This window comes from Mycolicibacterium septicum DSM 44393, assembly GCF_000455325.1.
Taxonomy (GTDB): domain Bacteria; phylum Actinomycetota; class Actinomycetes; order Mycobacteriales; family Mycobacteriaceae; genus Mycobacterium; species Mycobacterium septicum.
In genome coordinates this window covers 1,056,805-1,076,959 of record NZ_HG322952.1, presented here as the reverse complement: position 1 = coordinate 1,076,959, position 20,155 = coordinate 1,056,805, and the positions used below count along the sequence as shown (strand labels likewise).

The window sequence follows — 20,155 nt, the reverse complement described above, 5'->3', positions numbered from 1 at the left end:
CCTACGAACACCAGGATGTGCCGTTCGAGGTGCTGGTCGACCGCCTCAACCCCACCCGTAGTCTGACCCACCACCCGCTGATCCAAGTCATGCTCGCGTGGCAGAATTTCGCCGGAGATCCCGCGACGGATGTGGCGCTGGGCGATATTCGGATTACACCCCTGTCGGCGGAAACAAACACCGCACGTATGGATTTGGCGTTTTCCCTGTCCGAGCAATGGACTCCGGATGGCGCGCCCGCCGGCATCTCGGGAGCGGTGGAGTTCCGCACCGACGTGTTCGACGCAGATACGATTCGGACCCTGACCGAGCGGCTGCAGCGGGTCCTGGTGGCGATGACCATCGACACCACTCGGCGACTGTCGACGGTGGACGTGCTCGACGAGAGCGAGCATCTCCGATTGGACGAGATCGGTAATCGGGTTGTCCTGGGCCGGCCGGAGACCGAGATCTCGATTCCGGTGCTGTTCTCCCAGCAGGTTGCTCGAACCCCTGATTCGGTCGCGATCACCGCCGAGGGGTGCTCGTTGACCTATCGGCAACTCGACGACATATCGAATCAGTTGGCGCATGCGTTGGTTGACCAGGGCGCAGGCCCCGGCGACGTGGTAGCGCTGGCGCTGGAACGTTCGCCGCACGCGGTTGTCGCGATGCTTGCTGTCCTCAAAGCCGGGGCGGCATACCTCGCGATCGATCCGGCGGTACCTGATGAGCGGATCCAGTTCATGGCTGCCGATGCGGAGCCGGTGGTTGCACTCACTTCCGCCGGGTTTGCAGAACGACTGCGCGGGTGTGCTGTGCCGATCCTCGATATCGGCGATCCCCGCATGGCGGCTTACCCAGCGACGCCGCTACCGTCACCGGCCCCTGATGACATTGCCTACCTCATCTACACCTCGGGTACCACCGGCACGCCGAAGGGGGTTGCGATCACTCACCGCAACCTCGCGCACGTCGCCGCGTCCATGCCCGCATCCCTTCCGGCGGAACAGGTATGGACGCAGTGTCACTCGTACGCGTTCGACTTCTCGGTATGGGAGATCTGGGCCGCACTGCTGTCGGGCGGGCGATTGGTGGTGGTCCCCGAAGCGGTGACGGTGTCGCCTACCGATTTCCATGCCCTGTTGGTGGCCGAAGAGGTCAACGTGCTGACCCAGACCCCGTCGGCGGTGGCGGCACTGTCGCCCGAGGGGTTGGATTCGGTGGCGTTGCTTCTCGGTGGCGAGGATTGCCCAACCGAGTTGGTGGATCGGTGGGCGCCGGGCCGGGTGATGATCAACGCCTACGGCCCGACCGAGGCGACGATCTACGCGTCGATGAGTGCGCCCTTGACGCCGGCCGGAAGCGACGGGCCCAGTGCGGTGCCCATCGGTGCTCCGGTGCCGACCGCGGCGTTGTTCGTGCTGGACGACCGGATGCGCCCGGTGCCTCCGGGCGTGGTGGGGGAGTTGTATGTCGCCGGCCGGGGTGTCGCATGCGGGTATGCGCGCCGCCCGGCGTTGACCGGGTCGCGGTTTGTCGCCTGCCCGTTCGGTGGGGCCGGAACTCGCATGTATCGCACCGGCGATCTGGTGTCGTGGGGTGCTGACGGGCAGTTGCGGTACCTGGGCCGTGCGGATGAGCAGGTCAAGATCCGCGGGTACCGCATCGAACTCGGCGAAGTACGAGCGGCACTGTCTGAGATGGCCGGCGTCGACCAGACCGTGGTGATCGCCCGTGAGGACCGCCCGGGCGACAAGCGTCTGGTTGCCTACATCACCGGCACTGCCGATCCGTCGCAGGTGCGTGCGGAGCTGGCCCAACGGCTACCGAACTACATGATCCCCGCAGCGGTGGTGATGCTCGAGGCATTGCCGCTCACCGTCAGCGGCAAGCTGGACACGCGGGCCCTGCCTGCGCCGGAATACCAGGACGCCGCCGTCTACCGGGCTCCGTCGAGCCCCACCGAGGAGATCCTGGCCGGCATCTATGCGCAGGTTCTGGGATTGGAGCGGGTCGGGGTCGATGACTCGTTCTTCGACCTGGGTGGTGACTCGCTGCTGGCAATGCGCGTGATCGCCGCGATCAACACCAGCCTGGATTCCGGACTTGCCGTGCGTACCTTGTTCGATGCCCCCACGGTCGCCCAACTCGCACCGCGCATCGGTGAGAATTCCAATTCGCGCAAGCCACTTGTGGCGGGTGAGCGACCCGCGGTTGTCCCGTTGTCGTACGCCCAGAGCAGGTTGTGGTTCCTCAACCGTTTCGAGGGCGGGGTCGCCACATACAACATGCCGACCGCTTTCCGGATCAACGGTGAGCTCGACGTCGAGGCGTTGGACAAGGCTCTAGATGATGTGATCGCCCGGCATGAGTCGCTGCGGACCGTCTTCCCCGACATCGACGGTGAGGGATACCAGAAGGTGCTGCCCGCGGAGCCGGGGTTGTGGCGGCGTGGCGGGCCGGCGCTGCTGTCGCTGGCGGAAGCCGACGTGGCAGACGAGTTGATCGCGCTGGCCAAATATCGGTTCGATCTGTCGGCCGAGATTCCGGTGCGGGCGCAGATCTACGAGGTGGGACCGAACCAGTACTTACTGGCAATGGTGCTGCACCACATCGTCTTTGACGGCTGGTCGATGGCGCCGATGGTGCGCGACGTCGGGGTTGCCTATGCCAGCCGGTGCGCCGGTCAGGCTCCCGAATGGGTGCCGTTGCCGGTGCAATACGCCGATTACACGTTGTGGCAGCAGGATTGGCTGGGATCAGAGTCTGATCCGGACAGCGTGATCGCGGCCCAGATGGCGTACTGGCGTCAGGAGTTGGCGGATCTTCCCGAGGTGGTGTCGCTGCCTGCGGATCGGCCGCGGCCGCCGGTGCCCAGTTACCGCGGTGAAGGCGTTCCGATACGTATCGATCCGGAGTTGTGGTCAGGTGTCAAGGCGGTGGCCGCAGCACACAACGCGACGGTATCGATGGTGTTGCAGGCTGCGATGGCGGTCGTGCTGCACCGGGCCGGTGTCGGTGAGGACGTCGCGTTGGGCACCCCGATCGCCGGACGGACTGACGCGGCGCTCGATGAACTGGTGGGCTTCTTCGTCAACACGTGGGTGCTGCGAGTGAGTGTCTCGTCGGGCCTGCAGTTCAGCGATGTAGTGGCGCAGGTCCGGCAGAAGGCGCTGGACGCCTACGGCAATCAGGACGTGCCATTCGAGCGCCTCGTGGAGCGGATCAACCCGACGCGTTCCACCTCGCACCATCCGCTGTTCCAGATCGCGATGGTCTTCCAGAACAATGTGCGCCCGGAGGTCGCGCTGGAAGGTGCCAGCGTCGAGGCATTGGTGGCCGATACCCACACCGCCAAATGGGATTTGGACATTGATCTCAGGGACGTGCCCGGCGAGGGTGCTGCCGGCACGGTGACCTACGCCACGGATCTGTTCGACCGCTCCAGCATCGAGCGGTTGGTCGGTTGGTTCGGCCGGGTGCTCGAGGCTGTGGTCTCCGACCCGTCGGCAGTCGTCGGTGAGGTGACGCTGCTCGATGGTGACGAGCAGGATCTGGTGTCGTACGAATGGTCTGGCGCCGGAGTCGGCGCTCCGGTGGGTCTCGCCCCTGAGCTGTTGACTGCTGCGGTGACCGCCGATCCGGATGCCGTCGCAATCATCGACGGGTCCCGTCAGCTGTCATACCGCGAGTTGGACGAGGCCTCGAACCAGTTGGCTCGGGTGCTGATAGGAGCCGGCGTCGGTCCGGAGCGTGCGGTCGGTGTGGCGATGGGCCGGTCGGCTGACCTGGTGATCGCCTGGTGGGCTGTGCTCAAGGCCGGCGGTGTGTACGTGCCGGTGGACCGGACCCACCCGGCCGAGCGGATCGCGACGGTACTGGACGCCGCCGAGGCGGTGTGCGTTCTGGCCCGTGGCAGCGACGCCGTCGAGGGATCAGGGACGCGCCCGGTCATGGATGTGGTGTCACTGGACCTTTCGGCGAGCTCCGCGGAGCCGGTGACGGATGCGGATCGGTTGGCGCCGTTGAGTGTTGACGGTGCGGCGTATGTGATTTTCACGTCGGGGTCTACGGGTGTTCCCAAGGGTGTGGCGATCAGTCATGCCGGTGTGTTGGGTGTGGCTGCGGCTCATCGTGATCTGTTCGGGGTGGGTGCGGGTGCGCGGGTGTTGATGGTGGCTGCGCCGACGTTTGATGCGTCGGTGTTCGAGTGGTTGTGGGCGGTGTCTTCGGGGGCGGCGTTGGTGGTGGCCCCGCCGGATTCCTATGCCGGTGACGCACTGACAGCGGTGATCGAGGACCAGAAGGTCGAGGCGGCGTTGATCACCCCGACGGTGGTGGCAACTCTGGACCGCAGCCGTCTGCCCGAATTGAAGACTCTGGTCACCGGTGGGGAGGCGTGCCCGGCGGAGTTGGTGGCGGCGTGGGCGCCCGGTCGGCGGATGTTCAATGCCTACGGTCCCACCGAGGTCACCATCTGGGCCACCTGGAGTGCGCTGTCGGCCGGACAGCCGGTGCGGATCGGTGCCCCGGTTCCGGGAACGTGTGCGCTGGTGCTCGATGCCCGGCTGAACCCGGCTCCTGTCGGGGTGGTGGGCGAGTTGTACCTGGCCGGCCCGGTGTTGGCCCGCGGCTATGTAGGCCGACCCGATCTGACCGCGGATCGCTTCGTGGCCAACCCCTTTGGCGCCCCGGGGACGCGCCTGTACCGCACCGGTGACCTGGTGCGCTGGACCACCGAGGGCAACCTGGAGTACTTCGGCCGTGCCGACGCCCAGGTGAAGTTGCGCGGGCAGCGCCTGGAACTCGGCGAGATCGAGAACACCCTGCTGGCCTGCCCACAGGTCAATCGCGCTGCGGCCGCGGTCTATCACCATGAAGCCGCCGACCATCTGGTCGCCTACGTCGCGTTGGAGCGTGCCAGCAGCGCCGACCACGATGCCGAAGTCGTCGATCAGTGGCAGCACGTGTACGACGAGCTCTATGACGCCGATCTCGAAGCGGTGGAGTTCGGCAGTGACTTCCGCGGATGGAACAGCAGCTACACGGGGGATCCGATTCCGCTGGATCAGATGCGGGAATGGCGCGCGGGAGCCGTGAACCGGATCCTGGCACTGCGCCCGCAGCGGGTGCTCGAGCTCGGTGTGGGTTCGGGTCTCGTGCTCTCCCAGATCGCCCCCGAGTCCGTGGAGTATTGGGGGACAGACTTTTCCGCGCCGACCATTCGGAAGCTGGAATCCTCGGTGGCCGGACAACCATGGGGGGATCGGGTCCGGTTGCGGGTACAGCCGGCCGATGTGGCCGACGGACTGCCCGCCGGATACTTCGACACGGTCATCGTCAACTCCGTGATCCAGTACTTCCCGAACTCGGCGTATCTCGCCGAGGTCATGGACAACGCCGTGGAGCTGTTGGCCCCGGGCGGAACGTTGTTCATCGGCGATGTGCGCAATCACAGCCTGCAGGGCGCGTTCCAGACCGGTATCGCGCTGGCCCGCAGCGGTGAAGGTGCCGACAGCGACGAGATCCGTCAGCGAGTGCAACGCGCGATCCTCGGCGAGCCCGAGTTGCTGCTGGCCCCAGAGTTCTTCACGAGCTGGGCGGCCGGCCACCCGTCAGTGGGCGGAATAGGCATCCAGGTCAAGCGCGGAGAAGCCGACAACGAGCTGACCCGGTACCGGTATGACGTCATCATTCACAAGTCGGCCGGCCGGGTCCATTCACTCGCGGACGCACCCGTCTGGGAGTGGGCTGATTGTGCGGGACTGAGCGGGTTGCATGCCGAGCTGGCTGCGCAGCGACCAGCACAGGTGCGAGTCAGCGGGATTCCGCGGGCGGGCGTGTTCGCCGATGTGATCGTTGAACGGGCGCTGGCAGACGGGCACTCGTCCGCCGACGCGCTGGCAGAGGCAGAGATTGCCGCCAACCCCGCCAACACGGTCACGCCCGAACGGTTGTACCAGCTCGGTGAGTCCGCCGGATACCAGGTTGCCGTCACGTGGGGCGCTCAACCGGGGACCGTCGACGCGGTCTTCCTCGCCGCCACCGGCGAGGGGGAGACTCAGGTACTGACCGATCTGTATCAGCCCCCGGCTGATTCGCACAAGCGCAGCGCCTACGCCAATGACCCTGACACCAACAGCAAGGTGAGCGAGGTGCGGCAGTGGCTGGGTGCCCGTCTGCCGGAGTACATGGTGCCGTCCCAGATCGTTGTGCTCGAGGAGTTCCCGCTGACCTCCTCGGGCAAGATCGATCGCAGGGCGCTGCCTGAGCCGGTGTTCGCAGCCGCCACGTTCCGGTCACCGCAGACACCGTCGGAAAAGACAGTCGCCGAGGTCTTCGCCGAGGTGCTCGGACTCGATCGGGTCGGCCTCGACGACGATTTCTTTGCCCTGGGCGGAGATTCGTTGATCGCCATCCGGGTCAGCGCGCGGCTGCAGCTGGCGCTGGGCAAGGACGTGCCGGTGCGTTATCTGTTCGACACGCCCACGGTCGGCCGGCTGGCCGCCTCCCTGGACCGCCAGCAGGACGAGGCGGTACGTCCTCCGCTGCAGACGATGCTGCGCCCGCAGAACGTGCCCTTGTCGTATGCGCAGCAGCGGTTGTGGTTCTTCGATCAATTGAACGGCCCGTCACCGGTTTACAACTTGGCCGTGGGGTTGCGCTTCAGCGGAGAGCTCGACTCCGTCGCGCTCGGTCAGGCACTGGTAGACGTGGTCGGTCGCCATGAGAGCCTACGCACCCTGTTCACTCTGGCCGACGGGATGCCGCAGCAATCGGTGGTGCCGGCCGAGAGTGCACGCACGTGTTGGGAAGTGGTGGATGCGGTCGGTTGGCCGGAGGACCGGTTGGCCGAGGCCGCCGGCGAGGTCGCGCGTCACCCATTCGACCTGTCGACCGAATTGCCCTTGAGGGCCACACTTTTCCGTGTTGCCGAGAACGAGCACGTCCTGGTGGCGGTCGTGCACCACATCGCCGCCGACGGTTGGTCGGTCACCCCCTTGGTGGCTGATCTGGGCTCGGCATACGCGGCCCGGTCTGCGGGCCGGCCCCCGGAATGGCTGCCGCTGCCGGTTCAGTATGTGGATTACACGCTGTGGCAACGGGGGTACCTGGGTGATCTGGCCGATCCGGACAGTCGCATTTCCGCCCAGCTGGCGTACTGGGAGCAGGCTTTGGAGGGGCTGCCCGAGCGGTTGGAGTTGCCGACGGATCGGCCGTACCCACCGGTGGCCGACTATCGCGGGGCCAGTCTGATGGTGGAGTGGCCCGCCGAGCTCCAGCAGCGGATTGCCCGGGTGGCTCGTGAGCAGAACGCGACCAGTTTCATGGTGGTGCAGGCCGGGCTGGCGCTGCTGCTGTCGAAGCTCAGCGCGAGTTCAGATGTAGCGGTTGGGATATCGACCGCGGGACGCAATGACCCCGCGCTCGACAACCTGGTCGGGTTCTTCGTCAACACAGTGGTACTGCGCGTCGACTTCGCCGGAGATCCGACCATCGGTGAACTCCTGGAGCAGGTGCGTCAACGCGGTCTGGCGGCCTTCGAGCACCAGGACGTGCCGTTCGAGGTTGTCGTGGATCGGCTCAACCCGACGCGCAGCTTGACCCATCACCCGCTCGTGCAGGTGATGTTGTCCTGGCAGAACCTGGCCTGGCAACACAGCGCAGACGCCGCGGGAGGCCTGACGCTGGGAGATGTGCGGGTGACCCCGCTGCCCGCGCAAACCCACACCGCGCGTACTGATCTGACCTTGGCTTTGGGTGAACGGTGGACTGAGACCGGCGAACCCGCCGGGATTGGGGGGACTGTGGAGTTTCGCACCGATGTCTATGACGAGAGCAGCGTCGTGCGGTTGATCGATCGATTGCGAAAGGTGTTGATGGCGATCACCGCCGAGGTGGAGGCGTCGTCGTGACCGCCGACCTGAGTCGGCGGTTGTCGTCGATGGAGTTCCTGGATGCCGACGAGCACGCGGAGCTGTTCGGATGGGGTAACCGGGCTGCTTTGACCGAGCCGGTTTCGCCATCGGCCTCGATTCCGGATTTGTTCGCGGTGCAGGTGGCGCGTACGCCAGAGGCGACAGCGGTGACACTCGACGGTCGCTCGATGTCGTATGCGGAGTTGGACGAGGCTTCGAATCGTCTGGCGCACGAGTTGATCAGTCATGGTGTTGGGCCGGGCAGTCGGGTGGCATTGCTGTTCCCCCGCTCTGTCGAGGCGATCGTTTGCATCGTCGCGGTGCTGAAGTCGGGTGCGGCTTACCTGCCGATCGATCCGATGCACCCTGAGGCTCGGGTCCAGTTCATGCTCGCTGACGCGGAACCGGCAGTGGCAGTCACGACCACGGAGTTGCTGGACCGATTCGCAGGGTGCGATCTGAAAGTCATCGATTTCAACCAGCTCGGTCAGAACGACGGGCAGAGAAAGGATTTGCCGACGCCGACAGCTGACGACGTCGCATATTTGATTTACACGTCGGGGACGACGGGTCGCCCGAAGGGTGTGGCGATCACCCATGCCAATGTGGTGCGGCTGCTGGACACGCTGGATGCGGAGTTGGGTCTGGCGGGTCAGGTGTGGACACAGTGCCATTCGTTGGCGTTCGACTATTCGGTGTGGGAGATCTGGGGCGCTCTGCTGTTCGGTGGCCGGCTGGTCGTGGTGCCGGAGTCGGTGACGCAGGCGCCAGAAGAGCTGCATGCCCTGCTGGCTGCCGAGCAGGTCACCATGTTCAGCCAGACGCCGTCGGCGTTCTATGCGTTGCAGGCTGTGGACGCGTTGCAGGCCGGGCCGGATGGTCAGTTGAAGCTGGAGTCGGTGATCTTCGGCGGGGAAGCGCTTGAGCCGCAGCGACTTCGGGGGTGGTTGCATCGCCATCCTGGTTCGCCGCGGTTGATCAACATGTACGGCATCACCGAGACAACGGTGCACGCGTCGTTTCGCGAGATCGTGGTCGGTGATGCCGAGGGCAGTGTCAGCCCGATCGGTGTGCCGTTGTCGCATCTCGGGTTCTTTGTGCTCGATTCGTCGCTGCAGCCGGTCCCGGTCGGTGTGGTGGGTGAGCTGTATGTGGTCGGTGCCGGGCTGGGGTGTGGTTATTGGCGTCGTGGTGGGTTGAGTGCGACGAGGTTTGTGGCGTGCCCGTTCGGTGGGGGCGGGGCGCGGATGTATCGGACCGGTGATTTGGCGTCGTGGGGTCCTGACGGTCAGTTGCGGTACGGCGGGCGTGCCGATGAGCAGGTCAAGATTCGTGGCTATCGGATCGAGTTGGGGGAGATCCAAACCGCTTTGGCGGAGGTCGACGGGGTAGACCAGGCGGCGGTGATCGCCCGGGAAGATCGCCCCGGCGACAAACGCCTGGTCGGCTACATCACCGGCAGTGCCGATCCGGTCGCGGTTCGTGCGGCATTGTCGGAGCGGTTGCCCGGCTACATGGTGCCCACCGCGGTTGTGGTGCTCGATGCGTTGCCGTTGACGGTCAACGGCAAGCTCGACCGTCGAGCGTTGCCGGCCCCCGAGTACATCGACGCCGATCGGTACCGGGCTCCGAGTACACCTTCCGAGGAGATCCTCGTCGGGATCTATTCGCAGGTGCTCGGTCTGGAACGAGTCGGGGTTGATGACTCTTTCTTCGACCTGGGTGGGGATTCGCTGTCGGCGGCGCGGTTGATCAACGCGATCAATGCCGGTCTGAGCGCTGATCTACCGGTACGGGCGGTGTTCGAGACCCCCACCGTTGCCGAGCTTGCGGCTCGCGTCGGTGAGAGTTCGGGTGGACGTGAACCGTTGGTCGCCCAGCAACGCCCCGCGGTCATCCCGTTGTCGTACGCCCAGCAGCGACTGTGGTTCCTCGATCAATTGGAGGGACCGTCACCGACCTACAACATGGCGGTGGCATTACAGATCACCGGGCAGCTGAATACGGACGCGCTCGGTGCGGCGCTGGCCGATGTGGTGGAGCGCCACGAATCTCTGCGCACGGTGTTCCGGTCGACCGAGGGCGTCCCGGAGCAGGTGGTGATACCTGCCGAGGAAGCCGATTGCGGTTGGAGAGTGGTTGACGCCGGCGGGTGGTCGATGACCGAATTGCGTGAAGCCATCGGAGGCATGGCCGGCCATGCCTTCGATCTGGGCAGCGAGATACCGTTGCGGGCGGCGCTTTTACGGCTGACCGAGGATGAGCATGTCCTGGTGGCCGTGGTTCATCACATCGCTGCCGACGGCTGGTCCGTGGCCCCGTTGATCGCCGATCTGCAATTGGCGTATGCCGGCCGGTCCGCGGGACGAGCGCCGGGCTGGACACCGTTGCCGGTGCAGTACGTGGATTACACCCTGTGGCAGCGCAGGCATCTGGGCGACCTGGGGGACACCGACAGCCGCATCTCGGAGCAGGTGGCGTATTGGGAGCAGGCGCTGGCCGGGCTGCCCGAACGCCTGGAACTTCCCACCGACCGCCCGTACCCGCCCGTGGCTGATCACCGCGGCGCAAGCATGCCGGTCTCATTGCCTGCCGAACTGCACAAGCGGATACGTGAAGTTGCGCGGGAACACAACGCCACGACGTACATGGTGGTCCAGGCCGCGCTGACGACGTTGCTGTCTAAGCTCAGTGCGACTTCTGATGTGGCCGTGGGGGTTCCGATCGCGGGCCGTGGCGATGCGGCGCTCGATCAGTTGGTGGGATTCTTCGTCAACACACTGGTGCTGCGAGTGGATCTGGCCGGCGACCCGACTGCTGTCGAGCTGCTCGCCCAGGTGCGCCGGCGCAGTCTGGCCACACTCGAGCACCAGGATGTACCGTTCGAGGTACTGGTGGACCGGCTCAAGCCGACCCGGTCGCTGGCCCATCACCCGCTGGTCCAGGTGGCGCTGGCATGGCAGAACTTCACTGCCGACACGGCGACCGAATCGACTCTGGGTGGGGCACAGGTCAGTCCGCTGCCGGTGGACACGCACGTTGCCCGGATGGACCTCACGTTCGCACTGGCTGAACGGTGGGACGACGCAGGCAACCCCGCAGGTATCGGCGGCACGGTGGAGTTCCGGACCGACGTGTTCGACGCGGCCGGCATCCAGACCATGATCGACCGGCTGGTGCGCGTCGCCGAGGCGCTGATCGATGATCCGACCCGGCGGCTGTCGTCGGTCGATGTGCTCGATGTCGTCGAGCATGCCCGCCTCGACGATGTCGGTAACCGAGCCGTGTTGGCCGAACCCCCGGTTCCTGTGATGTCGATTCCGGGGCTGTTCGCCGCTCAGGTGGCTCGCGCGCCTGAGTCGCTGGCGGTGAGTTTCGATGGTCGGTCGATGACCTACCGCGAGCTCGACGAGGCGTCGAATCGCCTGGCGCACTGGCTGGTCGGCTTCGGCGCGGGCCCGGGCAAATGTGTGGCGGTGCTGGTGCCTCGGTCGGTTGAGGCGATCGTCGCGATTCTGGGAGCGTTGAAGTCGGGGGCGGCATATGTGCCGGTCGATCCGATGCATCCCGATGCGCGGATCCAGTTCATGCTCGGCGACGCGGCTCCGATTGTCGCGGTGACCACCGCCGGATTGCGGACGCGGCTGGAAGGGATCGACCTGACCGTCGTCGACGTTGCCGATGCCGCGATCGACGCGCAACCGAGTACCGCACTGCGGGGGCCCGTTTCAGACGATGTCGCGTACTTGATCTACACCTCAGGGACGACGGGTGTTCCCAAGGGCGTGGCGATCAGCCATCGGAACGTAGCTCGGTTGTTGGGAACCCTGGATGCCGAGTTGGGTCTGGCGGGTCAGGTCTGGACGCAATGTCATTCGTTGGCATTCGACTATTCGGTGTGGGAGATCTGGGGGGCGCTGCTGTTCGGCGGCCGGCTCGTGGTGGTGTCGGAATCGGTGACACGATCTCCGGAGGACTTGCTGAGCTTGCTGGTTGCCGAGCAGGTGACGGTGCTGAGTCAGACGCCGTCGGCTTTCTACGCCTTGCAGTCGGTTGACGCGTTGCAGCCTGAACTGGGCCGTCAGCTGAAGTTGGAGACGGTGATCTTCGGTGGGGAAGCGCTTGAACCGCAGCGCCTTCGACCATGGTTCGAGGGGCATTCAGGTTCCACTCGGCTGATCAACATGTATGGCATCACCGAGACGACGGTGCACGCCTCGTTCCGGGAGATCGTGGCCAGTGACGTCGAGGGCAGTGCGAGCCCGATCGGTGTGCCGTTGGCCCACCTCGGGTTCTTCGTGCTGGATTCTTCACTGCAGCCGGCGCCGGTTGGTGTGGTGGGCGAGTTGTACGTGGTCGGCGCCGGGTTGGGGTTTGGTTACTGGCGTCGCGGTGGATTGAGTGCGACGAGGTTCATGGCGTGCCCGTTCGGTGGGGCAGGGGCCCGGATGTACCGGACAGGCGATCTCGCGTCGTGGGGTCCCGACGGCCAGTTACGCTACCTCGGGCGTGCCGATGAGCAGGTCAAGATTCGCGGGTACCGCATCGAACTAGGTGAAATCCAGTCAGCTCTGGAAGATCTGGACGGGGTGCGACAGGCCGAGGTCATAGCGCGAGAAGACCGCCCCGGCGACAAGCGCCTGGTCGGTTACATCACGGGCAGCGCGGACCCGGTCGCGGTTCGTGCGGCATTGTCCGACCGGTTGCCCGGTTACATGGTCCCCGCGGCGGTGGTGGTGCTCGACGCATTGCCCTTGACGGTGAACGGCAAACTCGACAAACGCGCTCTGCCTGCCCCCGAGTACGCCAACGGTCAGGAGTACCGCGCTCCGGCGACTCCCGTCGAGGAAATGCTGGCCGGCATCTATGCGCAGGTGCTCGGTCTGGAACGCGTCGGGGCGGATGATTCGTTCTTCGACCTGGGTGGCGACTCGCTTTCGGCGATGCGGTTGATCAACTCGGTCAACGCAAGTCTGGATACCGATCTCGCAGTGCGGGCGGTGTTCGAGGCGCCCACGGTGGCAGAACTTGCGACATGTGCTGGTGAGAGTTCCGGTCGGCGTGAACCTCTGGTGGCACAATTACGCCCGGATGCCCTTCCGCTCTCATATGCCCAGCAGCGGCTGTGGTTCCTCGACCAGCTCGAGGGACCGTCACCGATCTACAACATGCCGACCGCGTACCGGATCACCGGTGGGCTGGATGTCGACGCCCTCGGCCAGGCACTGGCCGACGTGGTGGAGCGCCACGAGTCTCTACGCACGGTTTTCCCGGCCGTCGACGGTCTACCCCTGCAGGTCGTGGTGCCTGCGGGGCAGGCCGAACCGGGGTGGCAGGTCGTCGACGCGGAGGACTGGTCCGCGGACCGACTCCACGACGCGATTCACGCGACCGTCGGATACAACTTCGACCTGTCCGCCGAGATCCCGTTGAGAGCGACCCTTTTCCGAATGGGCGAGTGCGACCATGTGCTGGTTGCGGTCGTCCATCACATTGCCGGGGATGGCTGGTCGATCGGTCCGCTCGTGCGTGACATCGGGATGGCCTACGCGAGCCGGTGCGCGGGTCAGGTTCCCGACTGGGCGCCGCTGCCGGTGCAATATGCGGATTACACGCTGTGGCAGCGGTCGTATCTGGGTGAACTGTCCGATCCCGACAGCCGGATCTCCGGTCAGTTGGCGTACTGGGAGCAGGCGCTGTCCGGGCTGCCCGAGCGACTGGAGCTTGCCACCGACCGGCCGTATCCGCCGGTGGCCGACTACCGCGGGGCCAGTCTGACGATGGAGTGGCCGGTCGAGCTGCAGCGGCAGATCGCGCGGGCAGCGAGTGAGCACAACGCGACCAGCTTCATGGTGGTTCAGGCCGCCCTGGCCGTGTTGTTGTCGACTCTCAGCGGGAATTCGGATGTCGCAGTGGGATTCCCGATCGCAGGGCGTAACGATCCCGCATTGGATGAGTTGGTCGGGGTCTTCATCAACACACTGGTGTTACGCGTCGAGCTCGACGGTGATCCGTCCGTAGCCGACCTGCTGGCCCAGGTGCGGAGACGCAGCCTGGCTGCCTACGAGCACCAGGATGTGCCCTTCGAGATGGTCGTCGACCGGCTCAACCCGGCCCGTAGTTTGACCCACCACCCGCTGGTCCAGGTGATGATGGCGTGGCAGAACCTGACCGCGCAGGACGATGACGAAACCGCGTCGACGAGTTTGGGCGGCATGCAAGCCACCCCGCTGGAAGCGGACACTCAGACCGCCCGCATGGATCTGATGATCTCGTTGGCAGAACGCTGGAGCGCCGGTGAGCCCGCCGGCGTCACCGGAGCGGTGGAGTTCCGCACCGATGTGTTCGATGCCGCCACCATCCAGAGCTTCGTCGAGCGACTCACCCGCGCGGTCGAAGCGCTGACCGCCGATCCATCAGCGGCGTTGTCGTCCATAAACCTGCTCGAGCCAGGCGACCACGCCCGACTCGACGGATGGGGCAATCGGGCGGTGCTGTCCGAGTCGGTCGCCGCCGTGTCGATTCCTGCGGTGTTCGCCGAACAGGTGGCGCGGGACCCCGCTGCGGTGGCGGTGGTGTGCGGCGAGAGTTCGTGGACCTACCGCGAGCTTGACGAGGCATCGAATCGCTTGGCGCACCTGCTTGTTGACCAGGGCGCCGGAGCAGGAGAATGTGTGGCGCTGCTGCTCAACCATTCGGCCGAGGCGATCGTCGCGATCCTGGCGGTGCTCAAGTCGGGAGCAGCGTACCTACCCATCGACCCGATGGTGCCGGACGCGCGGGTCGAGTTCATGCTGGCCGACGCCGGCCCGGTAGCCGCGGTCACCACGTCCGAGTTGCGGGCACGGCTGGACGGGTGCGACCTGACCGTCATCGACATCGCCGACACGCGCACCGAGACGCGGCCCAGCACCGCATTGCGAGGACCGGCCGCCGATGACCTCGCCTACCTGATCTACACCTCGGGAACCACCGGCGTTCCGAAGGGCGTGGCGATCACACACCAGAATGTGACGCAGTTCCTCGGCGCCGTGGACCCGGCGCTGGTGGGACCGGGAACCGTGTGGTCGCAATGGCATTCGCTGGTGTTCGACGTCTCCGTGTGGGACATCTTCTGCGCCCTGCTGCACGGCGGCCGGTTGGTGGTGGTGCCGGAGGAGGTGGCCCGTTCGCCGCAGGATTTGCATGACTTGTTGGTCAGCCAGAAGGTCAGCGTCTTGAGCCAGACACCGTCGGCGGCGGGGATGCTCTCACCGGACGGCTTGGAGTCCACCACGTTGGTGGTGGCCGGGGAAGCCTGTCCGACCGAGCTGGTGCAACGTTGGGCGCCGGGACGGGTGCTGATCAACGCGTATGGGCCGACCGAGGCCACGGTGTACGCCGCGATCAGTGCGCCCTTGAAAGCCGAAGCGGCGGTGCCGAGCATCGTTCCGATCGGATCGCCTGCACCCGGGGCCGCGTTGTTCGTGCTCGATCGCTGGCTGCGGGAGGTGCCTCCGGGGGTTGTGGGGGAGTTGTATGTGGCCGGCCGTGGCGTCGGAGTGGGATATGTCGGCCGGGCAGGGTTGACCGCATCTCGTTTCGTCAGTTGCCCGTTCGGCGGCGCGGGGGCGCGGATGTACCGGACCGGCGACCTGGTGCGCTGGGGCAGCGATGGGCAGATGCAGTATCTCGGCCGCGCCGACGAGCAGGTCAAGATTCGCGGTTACCGGATCGAACTCGGCGAAATCCAGGTCGCACTGGCCGATCTGGCCGGTGTGGAACAGGCTGTCGTCGTCGCCCGCGAGGACCACCCGGGCGAGAAGCGACTCGTCGGCTACGTGACCGAGACGGCGCCGGGCCTGGTCGACTCCGGTAAGGCCCGAGCCCACCTGGCTGAGCACCTTCCGACTTACATGGTGCCCGCTGCCGTGGTGGTCGTCGACGCAATACCGCTGACCGTCAACGGCAAGTTGGACCGACGCGCGCTACCGGCACCGGAATACGTCGATGCCGACAGCTATCGGGCCCCGACCACCCCCACCGAGGAGATCCTGGCCGGCATCGTCGCTCAAGTATTGGGCTTGGACCGGGTCGGAGTCGACGACTCGTTCTTCGATCTGGGTGGTGATTCCCTGTCGGCCATACGGCTGATCAATGCCGTCAACACCGCATTCGACACAGATCTGGCCGTCCGCGCGGTATTCGACGCGCCGACTGTGGCGCAGCTCGAACCGCGAATGGCCATGGGTTCGAGCGGGCGGACCCCGTTGGCGCCCATGCCTCGGCCTGCAGCGGTGCCGTTGTCGTATGCCCAGCAGCGGCTGTGGTTCCTGGACCAATTGCACGGTCCTTCCCCGATTTACAACATGCCGATGATGTATCGGGTCACCGGATTGGACGTCGATGCGCTCCGCGCGGCCCTGGCCGATGTAGCTGCCCGGCACGAGAGTCTGCGCACGGTCTTTCCCGAGGTCGACGGTGTCCCCCGGCAGCTGGTCATTCCTGCCGACCAGGCTGATTTCGGGTGGCAGGAGGTGGACGCCGCGGGTTGGCCAGCGGAGCGGTTGGCAAGCGCCATCGATGCAGCCGTACGGCACCCCTTCGATCTAAACAGCGAGATCCCGATCTGGGCAAGGCTTTTCCGCGTTTCCGAGAATGAACATGTGCTGGTCGCGGTCGTGCATCACATCGCAGGGGACGCGTGGTCCTTCGCTCCACTGGCCCGTGACGTGGCCGTGGCCTACGGGTCCCGCTGCGACGGTCGGGCGCCGGAGTGGTCTCCCCTGCCAGTGCAGTACGCGGATTACACATTGTGGCAGCGGGAGCAGCTCGGCGAGTTGTCCGACCCCGAGAGCCGCATCGCCGGGCAGCTGGCCTACTGGCAGGACGCGTTGGCGGGCCTACCTGATCGCCTCGAGTTGCCGACCGATCGTCCGTACCCGGCGGTCGCCGATCACCGCGGAGCTGTCGTCGAGGTGGCCTGGCCGGCGGAGCTGCAGCGGCGGGTGGCGGCGGTGGCGCGGGAGAACAACGCGACCGGTTTCATGGTGGTACAGGCTGCGTTGGCTGTGTTGCTGTCGACCTTGAGCGCCAGCTCTGATGTGGCGGTGGGTTTCCCGATTGCCGGGCGTAATGATCCGGCATTGGATGAATTGGTCGGGTTCTTCGTGAACACCTTGGTGTTGCGAGTCGACCTGGCCGACGACCCCACTGTAGGCGAGCTGGTCGGGCAGGTGCGTCAGCGCAGTCTGGCAGCTTATGAGCATCAGGATGTGCCCTTCGAGGTGCTGGTGGACCGGCTCAACCCGACGCGCAGCCTGAGCCATCACCCGCTGATCCAGGTGATGCTGGCCTGGCAGAACCCCGCCTCTGCATCCGGCGCCGAGTCGACGCTGGGCGGCGTGCACGCCGCGCCACTGATGGCCGAGACCCACACCGCGCGTATGGATCTGGTTCTCGCCCTGGGAGAGAAGTTCGACACCGAAGGCGGGTTCGCCGGCATCGGTGGTTCGGTGGAGTTCCGGACTGACGTGTTCGATGCCGAGACCGTCTCGTCGATGGTCGAGCGCCTGGCACGGGTGCTGGCGGCGATGACCGAGGACCCGGCGCAGCGCTTGTCGTCGATCGACGTACTCGGCACCGCCGAGCACGCCCGCCTCGACGAGGTCGGAAACCGGGCAGCGCTCACCGCGCCGGCGATGGCGGCGGGTTCGATTCCGGAGGTGTTCGCGGCTCAGGTTGGGCGGGTACCTGATGCGGTGGCGGTGAGGTTCGACGGGCGTGCGTGGTCGTATCGGGAACTGGACGAGGCGTCGAATCGGTTGGCGCACTTGCTTGTCGGACTTGGTGCGGGTCCGGGTGAATGCGTGGCGCTGCTGCTGAATCGTTCGGCCGAGGCGATTGTGGCGATCTTGGCGGTGTTGAAGTCGGGCGCGGCGTATCTGCCGATTGATCCGGCTCATCCGGACGCGCGGATCGCGGTGGTGGTTGGCGATGCCCGGCCGGTCGTCGCGGTCACCACCGGTGGGCTGGCCGAGCGATTCGATGGCCTGGGTGTGGCCGTTGTCGATGTGGCCGATCCGAAGATCGATGTCCAGCCGAGCAGTGCGCTGCCGGCTCCGGGGCCGGACGACATCGCTTACCTCATATACACGTCGGGTACGACGGGTGTGCCGAAGGGGGTGGCGGTTCCGCACAGCAATGTGACGGGGTTGCTGACGTCGTTGGATGTGGGGTTGCCGGCTGCCGGTGTGTGGTCGCAGTGGCATTCGTATGCGTTTGACGTGTCGGTGTGGGAGATCTTTGGTGCGTTGCTCAGTGGCGGGCGCCTGGTGGTCGTGCCGGATACGGTCGCGGGTTCGCCGGATGAGCTGCACGCGTTGCTGATTGCCGAGCAGGTCACGGTTCTGAATCAGACTCCGTCGGCCGCGTCGGCACTGTCGTCGGAAGGCCTGGAGTCGGTGGCGTTGGTGGTGGCCGGTGAGGCCTGTCCGACCGAGTTGGTGGATCGGTGGGCGCCGGGCCGGCTGATGCTCAACGGTTACGGACCAACCGAGACGTGGTACACGTCGTTCAGCGCGCCCTTGACGAAGTCGGAGGCGGCCGGACCGAGCGCTGTCCCGATCGGTGTGCCGGTGCCGGGGGCGGGATTCTTCGTGTTGGATCGGTGGTTGCGTCCGGTGCCTGCCGGGGTGGTCGGTGAGTTGTATGTGGCCGGGTCCGGCCTTGCGAGCGGGTATCTGGGTCGGGGTGGGCTGACGGCGTCCCGGTTCGTGGCGTGTCCCTTTGCCGCGGGACAGCGGATGTATCGGACCGGGGATCTGGTGTCCTGGGCAGCCGACGGGCAGTTGCATTATCTGGGTCGGGCTGATGAGCAGGTCAAGATTCGCGGGTATCGCATCGAGTTGGGTGAGGTTCAGGCGGTGCTGGCTGAGGTGGAGGGTGTGGATCAGGCGGCGGTCATCGTCCGCGAGGATCGCCTCGGCGACAAGCGCCTCGTCGGTTACGTCACCGGTACCGCGGAACCGGCAGATGTCCGCGCTTCCCTGGCGGAGCGGTTGCCCAGCTATATGGTGCCCGCCGCCGTCGTCGCCCTCGATGCTTTGCCGTTGACTGTCAACGGGAAGCTGGATCGTCGCGCGTTGCCGGCCCCGGACTACGTCGATGGCCGGCGGTACCGTGCTCCCTCCACGCTGACCGAGGAGATCTTGGCCGGTATCTATGCCGAGGTTTTGGGTGTGGAGCGGGTCGGGGTCGATGATTCGTTCTTCGATCTGGGTGGGGATTCGTTGTCGGCGATGCGGGTGATCGCTGCGGCGAATGCCGGTTTGGGTGCCGAGTTGGCGGTGCGGGTGATGTTCGATACGCCGACGGTGCATGGTTTGGCCCAGCAGGTGGGCCGGGCCGAGAGCTCGCGGGAAGTCGTTCCGGTCGAAGTGCTCAAACCGGGTAGCGGTGTGCCGTTGTGTTGTGTTCATGACGGTTTCGGGTTGAGTTGGTCGTATCGGGCGTTGGGTCGGTATGTGGAGGGCCCGATCGTCGGGATCAACCGAGCGTCAGCCGATGGCGAGCCCGAGCCAGAGTCGATTCAGAGCATGGCGGTCAGCTACGCCGATCGGCTCCAGGAGCTGTATCCGGTTGGGCCGTATCGGATTCTGGGCTGGTCGTTTGGTGGTGTGGTCGCTCATGCGTTGGCTGTCGAGCTTCAGCGGCGTGGTTGTGAGGTTCAGCAGCTGGTGCTGCTCGATGGCTTGCTCAACCCGAACAGGTTCCGGAAAAGCATCACCAGGAAGATTGCGAAGAACGAGGCGGTGGCCGAGGGATGGGTTCTGGATTACATCCTTCGGACCAACAAGGTCCGGATTCCGTTGCATATCGGGCTGCTGTCGTATTCGCGGGTGGCCGACATCATCGCCCGGCACGGGGCCAGTCCTCCGTCGCGTCAGTTGGTGAAGTTCATGGCGCGCAGTGTGAGTACGGGGCAGTTGTTCCTTCTCGATCATCGGCCGGAATTGTTCGATGGTGATGTCGTGATGTTCTCGGCTGCCCGTCCTCGATGCGAGGAGACCGGGAAGGATGGGCTCAGGTCGAGGTTGGCGCGGCTACGCAACCGCAAGGCTGCCGGAGCGATGCTGCGCGGTTGGCGCCCTTATGTTTCCGGGAAGATCACGGTGCTACCGGTGGGGTGCACCCACTTCGAGATGTTCACCCCCGAAGCACTGGGTGAATACGTCGAGAAGCTCAAGTCTGTCCTGGAAAGAACTTCGGAATAG

At 65.7% G+C, this 20,155-nt stretch carries 2 protein-coding genes (1 of these 2 cut by a window edge); both read left to right on the top strand.

The features are described from left to right. On the top strand, positions 1 to 7,898 hold the 3' end of the coding sequence (locus tag TX88_RS34005; protein WP_457920631.1) for a non-ribosomal peptide synthetase. It extends 8,548 nt beyond the left edge of the window; only the last 7,898 of its 16,446 coding nucleotides appear in the window; its start codon lies beyond the left edge, outside the window; it ends in the stop codon at positions 7,896 to 7,898. Further along, entirely contained in the window at positions 7,895 to 20,155 is a 12,261-nt protein-coding gene (locus TX88_RS34000; protein WP_049925352.1) for a non-ribosomal peptide synthetase, read from the top strand. The genes TX88_RS34005 and TX88_RS34000 overlap by 4 nt, the downstream gene beginning before the upstream one ends.